Origin of the sequence: Gordonia sp. NPDC058843 (genome assembly GCF_042743165.1) — a bacterium.
Lineage (GTDB): Bacteria > Actinomycetota > Actinomycetes > Mycobacteriales > Mycobacteriaceae > Gordonia.
Map to the genome: position 1 here is coordinate 1 of NZ_JBHYNC010000011.1, position 13,424 is coordinate 13,424.

Genomic DNA, 13,424 nt, shown 5'->3' on the forward strand with positions numbered 1-13,424 from the left:
CTGGTGAGACACGTTGCGAGACCCTTCGTGGCTCGCTTCGCTCGCACCTCAGGGAGCATGGATTTCGGACACTCACGAGTGTTCTTTTGTGGTCCACGACAGCCGCCAAGCCGCAGATACCTAGCCTTCTGCTCCCTGAGGTGCGAGGAGCGCAAGCGACGAGCCTCGAAGGGTCACTCCACCTCGAAGAACTCCGGCCAGTACCGCTCGATGCAGTCCACCGGCTGCCCCTGCCGGTTGAACTGCGGGCCGGTGAGCCCGACCGTGAGGGCCACGGCGCGTTCGCGTGCCGACCCGTGTCCGGAGGCCCCACCGGTGTCACCGATGATCGGCAGCAGACTCGCGACCTGCAGGATCTCTTTCGCGCCGAGCGCATCCCGCTGGTAGGCGGTTGCTCCCCAGTTCGCCGCGAGGCAGTCGGCGATCAGCTCGCTGTTCTTGCCGGCCGGGAGACGGCTGTCCGGGATGTCGAACGCCTCGGCCATCCGGAACACGACGTTGTGACCGTATTCGTGTGCGACCACGATGGCGGCGGTGAAGTCACCGACGATCGGTGACGGCACCCCGAAGACGTTGCCGTCCCAGATTGCCGCGAAGGTCTCGACCGGCAGCACGACGCTGCCCTCGGTCGGGGTGCCCTGCCCGTTGGGTTCGGTGTCCACACCGCAGAAGAATGCGTTCGCCTCATCGGAGGGAATGGGCACCGGACTCGAATCCTCGTCACCGGCAATGCATTCGGTGGTGAACGAGGTGCCCGATTCGATGAGCACCCGGCCCGGTGCGGGGTCGCCCCAGCCGAGTTGGTCGAACCATCCACCCCACGTCTGGTCGAGGTCGTCGAGGAGCGTCGTCAGGTATTCGGGGACCGCGGTGTCGACGTTGGCCGGGTTCACCCCGCTGGTCATGAGTTCCGCGGTCGGAGTCGGCAGCTTCGGGCAGTCGTCGGGCCGGCACTGCGCCGGGTCGGCGTCACCGGATGGAGAGGAATCCGGCGAGCGTGACGGCGTCGGACTCGGTGTGCTGCTCGTCGACGCGGACGATTCGGGGGCCTGCCCGGAGTCGTCGGACGGGATCAGCGAGCACCCGCTTCCGACGGTCAGTGTCACCACGGCGGCCACGGAGACCGCCCACCGCATCGCGAGGGAGCCGCGTCGATCGATCATTCGGCGAACCTAGCAGGCGATGACCCATCTCACCTGCGGTTTGTCGTCTGATCGAAGCACGCCCCGGCCGATGCCCTACCCTTTATCAGCGGGACCGCAGATGGTCCGCGCGTGATCCACGACGAACGTCCGAACAGCGAGCTGGAGAGCACCGTGAGCGTTGACACCGACCCGAATCCGGCCTTCGCCGAATACGCCCACCCTGAACGGCTGGTGACGACGCAGTGGCTGTCGGCGCATCTCGGCGCCAAGGGACTCAAGATCATCGAGTCCGACGAAGATGTGTTGCTCTACGACATCGGCCACATCCCGACGGCCCAGAAGATCGACTGGCACCTGCACCTCAACGACCCGGTCACGCGCGACTACATCAACGGCGAACAGTTCGCGGAATTGATGCGCAGCAAGGGAATCGAGCGGGACGACACCGTCGTGATCTACGGCGACAAGAGCAACTGGTGGGCCGCCTACGCACTGTGGGTCTTCACCCTGTTCGGTCATGAGGACGTCCGCCTGCTCGACGGTGGCCGCGATGCCTGGATGTCCGAGGACCGCGACACCTCCTTCGACGTCCCCGACTACCCGAGGTCGGACTATCCGGTCGTCGAGCGCGACGACGCCGCGATCCGCGCGTTCGCGCCGCAGGTCCTCGAGGCACTGGGTACCGAGCCGCTCGTCGACGTGCGTTCGCCGCAGGAGTACACCGGGGAACGCACCCACATGCCGGATTACCCGGAGGAGGGGGCGCTGCGCGGCGGGCACATCCCCACCGCCATCTCGATCCCGTGGGCGAAGTCCGCTGCCCCCGACGGTCGGTTCCGCAGCCGCGCCGAACTCGACGAGATCTATGCCGACCTCGATCCGCAGACACCCACGATCGCCTACTGCCGCATCGGCGAACGGTCGAGTCACACCTGGTTCGTGCTGACGCACCTGTTGGGGCACACCGCGGTCCGCAACTACGACGGTTCGTGGACCGAATGGGGCAACGCGGTGCGTGTCCCGATCGCGGTCGGCGAGGAGCCGGGCGCCGTCCCCGGCACCAAGTGAGCCCGAACGCACGATGAGCCTGCCTCCAGCCCTGGCCGAGATCGTCGACGACTTCGGCGCGCTCGGCGACTCCGACAAGATCACGCTGCTGCTCGAGTTCGCCGGCGAATTGCCCGACATACCCGCCCATCTCGAGCAGGATGCGATGGAACCGGTACCCGAGTGCCAGTCCCCGGTGTTCCTGTCCGTCGACGCCACCGACCCGTCGTCGGTGCGGTTGCATTTCAGTGCCCCGCGCGAGGCGCCGACGACCCGCGGGTTCGCCGCCATCCTGCACCAGGGGCTCGACACCGCGTCGGCGCGCGAGATCCTGGACGTGCCTTCGGATTTCTACTATGACCTCGGCCTGGGCAGCGCGGTGAGTCCGCTGCGTCTGAGGGGTATGGCGGGCATGCTCGGCCGGATCAAGGCCCAGGTACGCGCCCAGGTGCCCGACACCTCTGGGGCATGAAGTTCATCCAGATCCGCGACGAACCCATCGCGCCCGGCGGTCTCGTCGAGTGGACGCCGTATGTGCCTGGCGGGCTGGGCAACTGGGACTATGACTCTCGATTGACCTCGCACAACCACGAGCAGCATCTCCGGGCCGCGTTTGAGTACCGGGTCCGCACCCGGCGCGAGGGTGGGCGCGAGGCATGGCTCGGCCTGAGCATCGAGTTCGACGAGCCACTGTCGATCCCGGCCATCCGGTCGGTGCTGACCCAGTGGATCGACCGGCACGAGGTACTGCGGAGCCACGTCGTGATCAAGGGCTCCGGTCTGCAGCGGCTGACCACCGCGCCCGGCACCGTGAAGCTCACGATGGGCCGGATCGGTTGGTATTCCGAGTCCGGTCCCCTCGTCGAACAACTGGCGGGGTCGTTCGATCGTGCGACCGCGCCGTTGCACTGGCCGGCGTATCGATTCGCGACGGTCGGGCGTGAGCGGTCGTTCACCCTGCTGTTCGCCGCCGACCACTCCCTGGTGGACGGGTACTCGCTGATCATGGCGCAGCAGGAACTGGTCTCGATGTACCGCGCGGCCCGAGAGCATCGCGGCGCGAACCTGCCCGAGGTCGGCAGCTACGTCGACTTCAGCGCCGAGGAGCGTCGCCTCGCCGATCAGACCGGTGGTGACCACCCGGCCGTCGGCCTGTGGTCGGAGTTCCTTGCGGCCGGTGACGGTGGCATGCCCGCGCTGCAGGCGGCCAACGCGTCCGCTGCCGAGCTCCCGGCGGAAGCCACCGGAGCGCCGGTCCCCCAGGAATCGCTGTGGGGTGTCATCGCCGACGACGCGACTGCCAACCGGTTCACCGCAATCTGCTCGGAGGCCGGCGGGACCCTGACCGCCGGGGTCCTCGCGGCCTTTGCCCTCGTCCATCACGAGCTGACCGGCGATCGCGAGTTCCGCTGCGTGCTCCCCCGGCACACCCGCGACGACGCCCGTTGGCTGACCTCCCTCGGCTGGTTCGTGGGGGTCGCGCCCTTCTGTGTGGACATGTCCGACTCCCCCACGTTCGATCAGACTGTTGCTCGGTCGACCGCCGCGCTCAAGCGCGGTCGCCAGGGGGCGTCGTTGCCGTTCCTGCGGGTGGCCGACCTGATCGGCCACGTCGGCGGGCCTCGATTCGTGATCTCGTTCATCGACACCCGATACGCACCGGGCGCCGGGGCAGCCGACGCGGGGCGCGCAAAGGTCATCCGGAGTCACAGCTACTCGCCGGACGAGGTGTACATCTGGATCAATCGCACTCCGTCGGGCCTGCGGTACTCCGCCCGGTTCCCGTGGGAGTCACCCCTGCACGAGCTCGGCGTCGCCTCATCGGCGAACACACCGGGAGCGCAACATGAGGGAAACGTCACATTCAATTCCGGTGAGGTCGACTCGGGAAACGCCCTCAGAGTCGATCCAGCAGCAGGTCCTGTCCACGCCTACCTGCACGGTTTCGCCGAACTCGTCGCCCGCCTCGGTGATGCGAGCACATTCTCTCCGTCGTTGTGACCCAGGGCGCCACCGAACGATTGCTCGGTGGGCTAGGGTATTGCCCGGAAGGTCGCGACACCTGCACCTCGACGGTGTCGCATCGCCCTCGCCGTCCGCATCCCGGCCGGTGACGGCGGACCACCAGACTTGACCGACGTCCGACAAACGTGTCGCGTGCGCTACCGCGTCGTGAGCACCTGAGTACGAGTAAGGCCCAGGAGAACAAGTGCCCAGTACCTCTGCGAACACCCCGTCCGCAATCAGCAAGGTCCTCATCGCCAACCGCGGCGAGATCGCTGTCCGCGTGATCCGCGCCGCCCGGGATGCAGGCATCGCGAGCGTCGCCGTCTACGCCGAGCCAGACGCGAACGCGCTGTTCGTCAAGCTCGCCGACGAGGCATTCGCACTGGGCGGTCAGACCTCGGCGGAGTCGTACCTGGTCTTCGACAAGATCCTCGACGCGGCGAAGAAGTCCGGCGCCGACGCGATCCACCCGGGTTACGGCTTCCTGTCGGAGAACGGCGACTTCGCCCAGGCCGTCATCGACGCCGGGCTGATCTGGATCGGACCGTCACCGCAGTCGATCCGCGACCTCGGCGACAAGGTCACCGCGCGCCACATCGCCCTGAAGGCCGACGCCCCGATGGCCCCTGGCACCAAGGACCCGGTCAAGAACGCCGACGAGGTCGTGGAGTTCGCGAAGGAGCACGGCGTCCCGGTCGCCATCAAGGCAGCGTTCGGCGGCGGTGGGCGCGGCATGAAGGTCGCCTACACCATCGAGGAGATCCCCGACCTGTTCGAATCGGCGACCCGTGAGGCCGTCGCGGCGTTCGGTCGCGGCGAGTGCTTCGTCGAGCGCTACCTCGACAAGGCCCGCCACGTGGAGGCGCAGGTCATCGCCGACCAGCACGGCAACGTGATCGTCGCAGGCACCCGCGACTGCTCGCTGCAGCGTCGCTTCCAGAAGCTCGTCGAGGAGGCCCCCGCGCCGTTCCTGACCGCCGAGCAGCGCACCAAGATCCACGAGTCCGCCAAGGCGATCTGCCGCGAAGCCGGTTACTACGGTGCGGGCACGGTCGAGTTCCTCGTCGGCAGCGACGGCCTGGTCTCGTTCCTCGAGGTCAACACCCGCCTGCAGGTGGAGCACCCCGTCACCGAGGAGACCGCGGGAATCGACCTCGTTCGTCAGCAGTTCCGCATCGCCAACGGCGAGAAGCTGGAGTTCACCGAGGACCCGACGCCGCGCGGCCACTCCTTCGAGTTCCGCATCAACGGCGAGGACGCCGGCCGCAACTTCCTGCCCGCTCCCGGACCGGTCTCGGTCTACAAGGAGCCGACCGGCCCCGGCGTGCGCGTCGACTCCGGTGTCGTCGAGGGTGACGTCATCGGCGGCCAGTTCGACTCGATGCTGGCCAAGCTGATCGTCACCGGCGAAACCCGCGAGCAGGCTCTCGAGCGTTCGCGTCGCGCGCTCGCCGAGTTCCAGGTCGAGGGTCTCGCGACGGTCATCCCGTTCCACCGCCACATCGTCTCGAACCCGGCCTTCATCGGGGACGGCGAGAAGTTCGACATCTACACCAAGTGGATCGAGACCGATTGGGACAACCCGATCGAGCCGTACACCGCCGGCGAGGCCATCGACGAGGACGACGCGGCACCGCGTCAGAACGTCGTCGTCGAGGTCGGCGGGCGCCGCGTCGAGGTGTCCCTGCCCGGTGATCTCGCGCTCGGCGGCGGTGGCGGATCGGCCAACGGTGTCGTCCGCAAGAAGCCGAAGGCACGGTCGCGCAAGAAGGGCGGCGGCGCAGCCGCCTCGGGCGATGCCGTGGCCGCTCCGATGCAGGGCACCGTCGTGAAGGTCGCCGTCGAAGAGGGCCAGGAGGTCGCTGCCGGCGATCTGGTCGTCGTGCTCGAGGCCATGAAGATGGAGAACCCGGTCACCGCACACAAGGACGGCGTCGTCACCGGTCTCACCATCGAGGCCGGCGCCGCGGTCACCCAGGGCACGGTGCTCCTCGAGCTGAAGTAGGTCCTGCGGCCCCGAGGTGCGCTCCCCTGCTCCCTGAGGTGCGAGGAGCGCAAGCTCCGAGCCTCCCCCGCTCCCTGAGGAGCCCCGGAGCTTACGGAGGGGCGAGCCTCCCCCGCTCCCTGAGGTGCGAGGAGCGCAAGCGACGAGCCTCGAAGGGCCTGGTGAGGCGAGTTGCGAAGACCCTTCGTGGCTCGCTTCGCTCGCACCTCAGGGAGCAGAGAAGCGGGCCCCCTCGCATCGATCCCTGAGGAGCCCCGGAGCTTGCGGAGGGGCGCGGATCCCCCGCTCCCTGAGGAGCCCCGGAGCTTGCGGAGGGGCGTCACGAAGGGTCAACGCCAGAATAGCCTGGAGACCATGCAACCAGTCGAGATCAACGCCGGGACGTGGTATCTGCGTTCGCTTCGTGCGGACGAGCGGATCACCGACGTCCCGGCGTTGTCTCATCTCCAGGTTGACGACCCCACGACGTACGTCACTGCGGCACAGCGCGGTTGGGAATCCGAGACCCGATTCGTCTGGGCGATCTGCATCCCCACCACCGGTGAGCTCATCGCACTGATCGGGATCACCACCGACGGTTCGTCCGGCCGACTCTGGGGCGAGGCACGCGACGGCTACGACGAGGCGCTCGACGCCGCGATCGGACCGGTCACCCGGTTCGCCGAGGGGGCCCTGGGTCTGCCTGTCGGCGAACCGCTTTCGCGCGGTATCTACTGAGGTTCAGGCGTCGGCGCGGCCCTACTGCCCGACTCCGATGACCTTGATGGTCTCGGTGGCCACGATCGGCTGTCCACCGCCGGGCGGGGTGACCGACACCGTGACCCGGTAGTCACCGGGCACAGTGATCGACGGCATCTGAATGGAATTGCGCCCACCACTGCACTCGTCGCTCCGGTACCGTTCATCGACGTCGCCCGGGCCGGTCACATCGATCACGACTGCGCATTCATCCGACTCCAGGTCGCCGTCCTCTGAACGCGACGTCCAACTCACTCCGGGAAAGCTCGTGCCACCCCGTCGGTTGAGCTGAAAGAGCTTGTCGCCCACCTTGTCGCCGCTGAAGTATTCGAGCTTCACCGACCGGATCGCCTCGACATCGACACTGGCTTCGACACTGCTGGCCGAAGAATATGCAGCACCACTCGGGGAGGGTGCGGTAGAAGTGCTCGTGGTCTGCGTCGCAGTGACGGTCGAGGTCACGGTCTCCGGCGCAGCCGCCCTCTCCTCCGCACATCCCGCAATCACGCCGAGAGCGGCGACGCCGACCAGTCCACACACGATCCGACGCATGCGCGCCCCTTCCCCAGTTGCTTACCGACAGAGCATGGTCCCACGTTGGTCATCAAGTTGCGCGCGCAATGACCGGTCAGTCCGCAAAATGGTACGGACGGACTACATGATCGGTGCGAATCACTCGGCCTCGTCACCGGTGAGAGGTGACGGGACAATAGAGACATACAGCCGTCGTCACCCCGGACCGGGGCACCGGCCACAGACGTCGTGTCGACGGGCCGCGGTCCAGCAAGAACCCTTGACTCGAACGCGTGTTCGAGTATGATGGAGGCATGTCATCGGGGGCGGGGGCCGGATCCACCACATCGGTGGACCCATCACAGGAGTCGGTCGAACCACGGCTACGCCCCGACCATGAACTCTCCGCTTCTGAACTCATCGAGGTCCTGAATCACTGCGCCGGGCTGGCAGCGGCGTCCGCGCATCGAATGATGGTCGTTGCCAGCCTCATTCACGACGAACGCGAAATGGACTACGCGCAGCAGCGGGCCGAGGTGCACAGCGGCGAACTCGACTCCATCGAAGCCTTCGAGAACCTGTCGGCACGAGTAGCGGCCGGCGAGAACCCGTACGAGCAGTTCGGCCCGAACGGGCTCGAGCAGGCGATCGCCGAGGTCGGCGCCACTCTCACGGTGACACCGGCCGAGGCGAAAGAACTCATCGAGGCCGGCGACGCCCTGCGCTACCGGCTTGCGTTCACCGGACACGCACTGGCGTGCGGTCGAATCGACAAGCGCCGCTTCCTCATCGCCCTCAAGCGCACCGATCTCATCACCGACGATGAGGAGATGCAGACCGTCGACGCCCATCTGGCCGAGGCGATCTTCGCCCGCGCGCCGATGTCGACGGCGCGCTTCACCGCCATGGTCGACTCCATCGTCGCCAAGTGGGCGCCCGACGCGATCCGCCGACGCAAAGAGCGGGTCAGGGGTGATCGCAAAGTGACGGTCACCCCCGATCGGTTCACACCCGGGCAGTCCCGGATCGTCGGCACGCTGCCCGCCTCCGACGCCGCCGAGTTCGATGCCCGCCTGTCGTCGATGGCCAACGCCGTCCACGCCGGCGATCCGCGAAACTTCTCTCAGCGTCGCGCCGACGCCCTCAAAGCGCTCGCACGCAACGAAGCGGCTCTCGCCTGCCGGTGCGACGACTGCGACGCTGCCCCAGGCGACGCCGACTCAGCGCAACACCTCGATGCGGAAGTAGCCGCCGCCGCGGAACCTGTCGTAGACCCGTCCACCGACAGCGTGGTCGCCGAGCACCGCGACCCGAACGCCTCACCATCGCCCGCGCCGCGCGCGACCTTCCACATCGTGGTGAACCTGTCGACCCTGATCGGTCTCGACGACGACCCCGCATTCCTCGACCGCCACGGCATCATCGACGCCGACACCGCCCGGCAGCTCCTCACCCAAGCCCGGCGCACTTACATCCATCCCGCGCCCGACGCGCCACCGGCTCCCGTCGCCGACACTTCGACGACGCGGTACACCCCATCGAAGAAGCTCCAAGCCCTGGTTCGTGCCGGCGAACTGTGCTGCACCTTCCCCGGCTGCAACGCACCGGTCTGGCAGATCGATCTCGACCATACCGATCCGTTCGACCACGCCGACCCCCGTCGCGGCGGCCCGACCAATGCGCGCAATCTGAAACCGCTGTGCCGGTTTCATCACCGAATCAAGACCTTCACCAGCTGGCAGGACCACCAAGACGAATTCCAGACCGCCTGGTACACCACACCCACCGGACACATGTTCGTCGGCAACGCCTTCAGCGGACGCGACCTGTTCAACCGGCTCACCCCGAGCCGGCCACCCGATCACCCAGCACGGGCGAGGCTCAACGACCTGCGCGACAACGACTTCCGACGCCAACAACGCGCCGAGAAGCGCTGGAACGACGCCAACCCGCCGCCCTTCTAGACACAAGGCTCCGAGCACCGCCGGTCAGAACAACTCCGCCGCGGTGCTCGAAGTCATGCGCCGGATCTCGATTCTCGCCACCCTCCCACCAGTGGTCGCGACCTCGATGCCAGCCAAACCATGACCACCGGGTGCGATCACGTGAATCCGCCTGCCACCCAGCCGCATCGGGGCGCTCGCGCGGATTCGGTCGGCGAACAACCGGGTCTCCTCGGCGACAGCGCGCGCACCGGCGACCACGGCCGGTGTTCCCACAGGGACCAATGAGGGATCGGCGACACGTTCTCGCGCCGCAGATAGTGTTCATCGGCCGCGACGGTCTCCGCGCCCCGCGCTACTTCGTCGACAAGCGATTCCTCCCGGCGCCGGCTCCGCGCTCGCAACTGATCGAGGCACACACGGGTGAGTGCCGTCGTCAACCATGCTGCGGGATTGCGGATCTCGGCGTGATCGGCAAGCAATGTCTTGACCCACGTGCACCTGGAGTATCTGCGGCCCGGCGGCCGTCGTGGAGGACGAAAGAGGGGTCGGGTCGTTCTTTCGGGTCAGGAGGAAGGCCACGGGTCACCCCGCATGAGCACTGCACTGTTCATCGCGACGGTCCTCTGCATCGTCGCCAACGCGGGGATCGCCATCGCGGATTTCGCGAAAGCCGAGCTCGTTCTGCACAACTCCGCAGAAGTGCACGTAGCGCCGCGGGCTCTGCCCTACCTCGCGACCGCGAAGGCCGCTGGAGCCGTGGGACTCCTCATCGGGTTGACCGCCGAACCCTGGATCGGGGTTGCCGCCGGGATCGTACTCACGCTTCATCGGTGCCGTCTACGCCCACATACGGGCCCAGAGCGGATCAAACCGCCCCGCGGCGAGACGCAACACGGATATCGTCTCATCTGTCCGGGTGACCACCCGATGGATGGAGAATTCGCGATGAGCGAGCGAACCGAGGAATACGACGCCGTCATCGTGGGTGCCCGATGCGCCGGCGCCGCGACGGCAATCGCGCTGGCCGGACGAGGTTTACGTGTTCTCGTCATCGATTCGGCACGCTTTCCGTCCGACACCCTGTCGACTCATCTGCTGTGGCCGTCGACCATGGCCGAGATCCATGCGCTCGGCGCGCTGCCTGCCGTCGAGGACGCCGGCGCGCCGCGGCTCCCGACAGCCGAGGCCGTTCTGGATGAGATCGCATGGCGTACCCCGTATTCACCGGTCTCGGGTATCGATTACGCGATGTGTCTACGTCGCTCACACCTCGACGCCGCCCTCCAACGAACCGCTGTCACCGCCGGCGCCGACCTCCGGCAACTCTGCCGGGCGACGTCGTTGATCTGGGCCGACGGCCGCGCGGCGGGCGTCGTCTACGTCGACGAGGACGAACGTGAGCATCGTGCGGTCGCCCCCGTGGTGATCGGCGCGGACGGGCGCAAGAGCATGGTGGCCCGAGAGGCGAATGCCCAGATCCCGCTGATCTCGTCGCCGAGCGGCCGGTCCTGCTATTTCGCGTACTGGACGGACCCACGAAACGATCAGCGCCACATCGCCTCTCAGTGGCGAGTCGACGGTCTTCTCGGGACCGCGTTCCCGTGCGACGGCGGTCATACGCTCTGCCTCCTGCAGCCGCCGATCGACTTGGACGAGGAGTTCCGCGGCCGAAAGGTCACCGACGCCTACCTGGCGGGAATTGCCGCGATACCCGGACTCGCTCGCCGTCTCGACGGCGCCGAGATGACCTCCCGCGTCCGCTCCTGCACCGGCATCGAATCCTACTTCCGCCGGTCGAGCGGACCGGGCTGGGCGCTGCCCGGCGACGCCGGACACTTCAAGGACCCCGTCACCGCACAGGGCATCCGGGATGCCTACCGATACGGCCGCCTGCTCGGCGAAGAACTTGCCCCCGTCCTGCGAGGCGGTGACCCCGACCCCGATGCCGTCGACACCGCCACCGCGGCATGGGCGAGACGACGCGAGCGCGAATGCGTCGAGATCTATCAGTGGACGAACTTCCTGGCGTCCGGCACCCCACCGTCGCCGCTCGAGTACGAGGTCAACCGCCGGGCACGGGATCGAGCAGGGTATGCCGCGACACTCGGAGACATCTACAACCGGACGCAACCGCCATCGGCGATGCTGCCCATGACCGCGCTGCCGGGGCTCGTCTACAACGCGACTCGGCGCGCGTCGCTGCGCAAGGTCGCGGCCGATCTACGGACACAATCGCAGCGCCTGCGATCCGACCGACGCGAACGTCGCACACTCGAACGGATCAGCCCATCAGCACCGACGACGACGGGTAGCTCTCGGCGAATCCCGTGGGCAGCGGTGCGATGAAGACGTTCTCGGTGCGGGTGCGGGTGATGCGCCACCGGCCGTTGTCCTTACGGAAGGCGTTGTTCAGTCGACTCGACCGCAGGAGCGCAGTGCCGTCGTCGAAGAGCCACGGCTGCATGTGAATCCACTGCCCCTCCGCTCTGTCGCCGTCGACGTGGATCTGCTCCGACGTCAGGTAGTGCGCGTTGAGAAGAAGCGCCGGGTCGCGCTTCTCACCCCAGAAGCGCTGGAAGTGCTCACGGATCGCCTGCTTGCCCTCGGCACGTCCGAACTGTCCGTCGTAGTACTCGCCGACGCCCTCCCACACCGCGTCGTCGGTGTAGAGGTCCACGATGCGCTCGATGCGTTCCGCGTCGTCCGCGAGACCGGGTTCCGGGCACGGGGTGTCGCACAGGAACATGTAGCGGGCCTGGATCCGCCGGATGTCGGCTTCGGCCTCGAGCGTCTCGACGCGGGCCACCAGGCTTGCGATCCGGGCGTCGATGTCCACACCGGTCATCGGCCGAGGACCTCCACCACGGCGCGCGCCTGCTCGATCCAGGCCTCGACCTCGGCGCCGTTCACGCCGAGGGGCAGCTGCGACAGCCGAAGCGTCATCGAATAGCCACCGCGCGCGTCCCGGATGGGCAGCACAACCGAACCCACGTCATAGGTCTGATCGGGTCGCACGTCACGAATCCGATAGTCGACCGGCGACTTCCCGATGGACTCGCAGATCTCGCGTTCCAGCGAAGGCGTGAGGCGGCCCCGCTCATAGGATTTCGTCGCCGCGCGCATCTCCTCGTACGCCGCCGAGTCCGCGTCGGGCAGAAAGGACACCAGATAGCCGTGCTGCCGGACGAAGTCGAGACGGTCGCGATGCACCTGTCGCACATCGTCATCGGCGTTCCGCAGCTTCGCCAGCCACCTCTCGCGGGTCTCGTCGTCCTGGTCGAAGACATACGTGTCGCCGATCGGCGGCACCATCGGGATGCGATACGCCAGACCTTCCTCGCGGTCGATGCCGGGCGCGGTGGCCGACAGGACCACGGCCATCTCGTCGCGACTGACCGCGGTGAGGACCGAGACCTCGCATCGAACGGACGTGGCCAGGGCCTCGACCTGCGGGCGTGCCGCGTGCGCGGCGTGGATCGTCGGCAGGATCTCGTGATCCATCCGGGCCATCAGCGACGTCGACACGAAGCTGCCGTAACCACCCTGGAAGAAGATCAGCGGTGACACAGGGTTGGTGACGGCCAGGTCCTGCACCTCGCAGAGCGCGATCCAGTGATCACCCGCTTCGACGACGTTGCGGATGCGGGTGTCGATCCAGGCCACCGAATCGGCCAGAACCGGGTCCCCGGACGGGGACGGGAACCAGTCGACACCGTCGAGTTTGTTCTCCCACCTCTGCGCAACAGTGAGGACGACGTCTTCCTGCTCACCCCCGAGGATGTTGATGCACAGCGACTCGCAGCCGCGCATCTTCTCGAAGGTGCGCGAGGTCTTCATCGGCATGAAGGACACCAGCGGCGGGTCCATCGACACCGAGCTGAAGGTCCCGACGACCATGGCCAGCACCGATCCGTCGTCACCACGTCCGGTCACCACCACCACGCCGGTGGGATAGTGCCCCATCACATTTCGGAAGATTCCTGGATCGATGGCACTGATTACGTTGTCGGACATGATTTCTCC

11 protein-coding genes are annotated in these 13,424 nt (G+C 67.2%); 7 read left to right on the plus strand and 4 right to left on the minus strand.

The features are described from left to right. Window positions 1–173: 173 nt before the first annotated feature. On the minus strand, window positions 174–1,163 hold the full coding sequence (locus tag ACFW3F_RS10085; protein ID WP_388056818.1) for a metalloprotease: 990 nt from the start codon (window positions 1,161–1,163) through the stop codon (window positions 174–176). A gap of 153 nt (window positions 1,164–1,316) precedes the next feature. Between ACFW3F_RS10085 and ACFW3F_RS10090 the strand changes: the two genes are divergently transcribed. The 5 genes from ACFW3F_RS10090 to ACFW3F_RS10110 all read left to right on the plus strand — a co-directional run bounded on the left by ACFW3F_RS10090 (window position 1,317) and on the right by ACFW3F_RS10110 (window position 6,921). Beyond that, window positions 1,317–2,213, plus strand: a complete 897-nt coding sequence (locus ACFW3F_RS10090; RefSeq protein WP_388056819.1) for a sulfurtransferase — start codon at window positions 1,317–1,319, stop codon at window positions 2,211–2,213. Window positions 2,214–2,226: 13 nt separating this feature from the next. Beyond that, window positions 2,227–2,664 carry a SufE family protein gene (locus tag ACFW3F_RS10095; RefSeq protein ID WP_388056827.1) on the plus strand — a complete coding sequence of 146 codons (438 nt, stop codon included), beginning with the start codon at window positions 2,227–2,229 and terminating at the stop codon, window positions 2,662–2,664. Further along, window positions 2,661–4,193, plus strand: a complete 1,533-nt coding sequence (locus ACFW3F_RS10100) for a condensation domain-containing protein (RefSeq protein WP_388056829.1) — start codon at window positions 2,661–2,663, stop codon at window positions 4,191–4,193. Before ACFW3F_RS10095 ends, ACFW3F_RS10100 begins: the two co-directional genes overlap by 4 nt. Before the next feature lie 208 nt (window positions 4,194–4,401). Next, a complete protein-coding gene (locus ACFW3F_RS10105) occupies window positions 4,402–6,204 on the plus strand; it encodes an acetyl/propionyl/methylcrotonyl-CoA carboxylase subunit alpha (RefSeq protein ID WP_388056831.1) in 1,803 nt (600 codons plus the stop codon). Window positions 6,205–6,558: 354 nt separating this feature from the next. Next, window positions 6,559–6,921: a hypothetical protein gene (locus ACFW3F_RS10110; RefSeq protein WP_388056833.1), complete on the plus strand. Its 363-nt coding sequence runs from the start codon at window positions 6,559–6,561 to the stop codon at window positions 6,919–6,921. A 21-nt stretch (window positions 6,922–6,942) separates the two neighbouring features. Here ACFW3F_RS10110 and ACFW3F_RS10115 read toward each other — a convergent pair whose 3' ends face one another. Next, window positions 6,943–7,494 carry a hypothetical protein gene (locus ACFW3F_RS10115; RefSeq protein WP_388056835.1) on the minus strand — a complete coding sequence of 184 codons (552 nt, stop codon included), beginning with the start codon at window positions 7,492–7,494 and terminating at the stop codon, window positions 6,943–6,945. 275 nt (window positions 7,495–7,769) lie between these two features. On the opposite strand from ACFW3F_RS10115, the gene ACFW3F_RS10120 reads away from it, so the two are divergent. Together ACFW3F_RS10120 and ACFW3F_RS10125 are read left to right on the plus strand one after the other, a co-directional pair. Next, window positions 7,770–9,419, plus strand: a complete 1,650-nt coding sequence (locus ACFW3F_RS10120; protein WP_388056837.1) for a DUF222 domain-containing protein — start codon at window positions 7,770–7,772, stop codon at window positions 9,417–9,419. A 573-nt stretch (window positions 9,420–9,992) separates the two neighbouring features. Next, the gene (locus ACFW3F_RS10125) at window positions 9,993–11,747 is read left to right on the plus strand and encodes an FAD-dependent monooxygenase (protein WP_388056839.1); all 1,755 of its coding nucleotides are present in this window, start codon (window positions 9,993–9,995) and stop codon (window positions 11,745–11,747) included. Here the strand turns inward: ACFW3F_RS10125 and ACFW3F_RS10130 are convergent. Both ACFW3F_RS10130 and ACFW3F_RS10135 read right to left on the minus strand, forming a co-directional pair. Then, on the minus strand, window positions 11,683–12,246 hold the full coding sequence (locus tag ACFW3F_RS10130) for a nuclear transport factor 2 family protein (protein WP_388056841.1): 564 nt from the start codon (window positions 12,244–12,246) through the stop codon (window positions 11,683–11,685). The two genes, ACFW3F_RS10125 and ACFW3F_RS10130, sit on opposite strands and share 65 nt — an antisense overlap. Beyond that, window positions 12,243–13,415 carry a flavin reductase family protein gene (locus ACFW3F_RS10135; protein WP_388056843.1) on the minus strand — a complete coding sequence of 391 codons (1,173 nt, stop codon included), beginning with the start codon at window positions 13,413–13,415 and terminating at the stop codon, window positions 12,243–12,245. Before ACFW3F_RS10135 ends, ACFW3F_RS10130 begins: the two co-directional genes overlap by 4 nt. Window positions 13,416–13,424 lie beyond the last annotated feature (9 nt).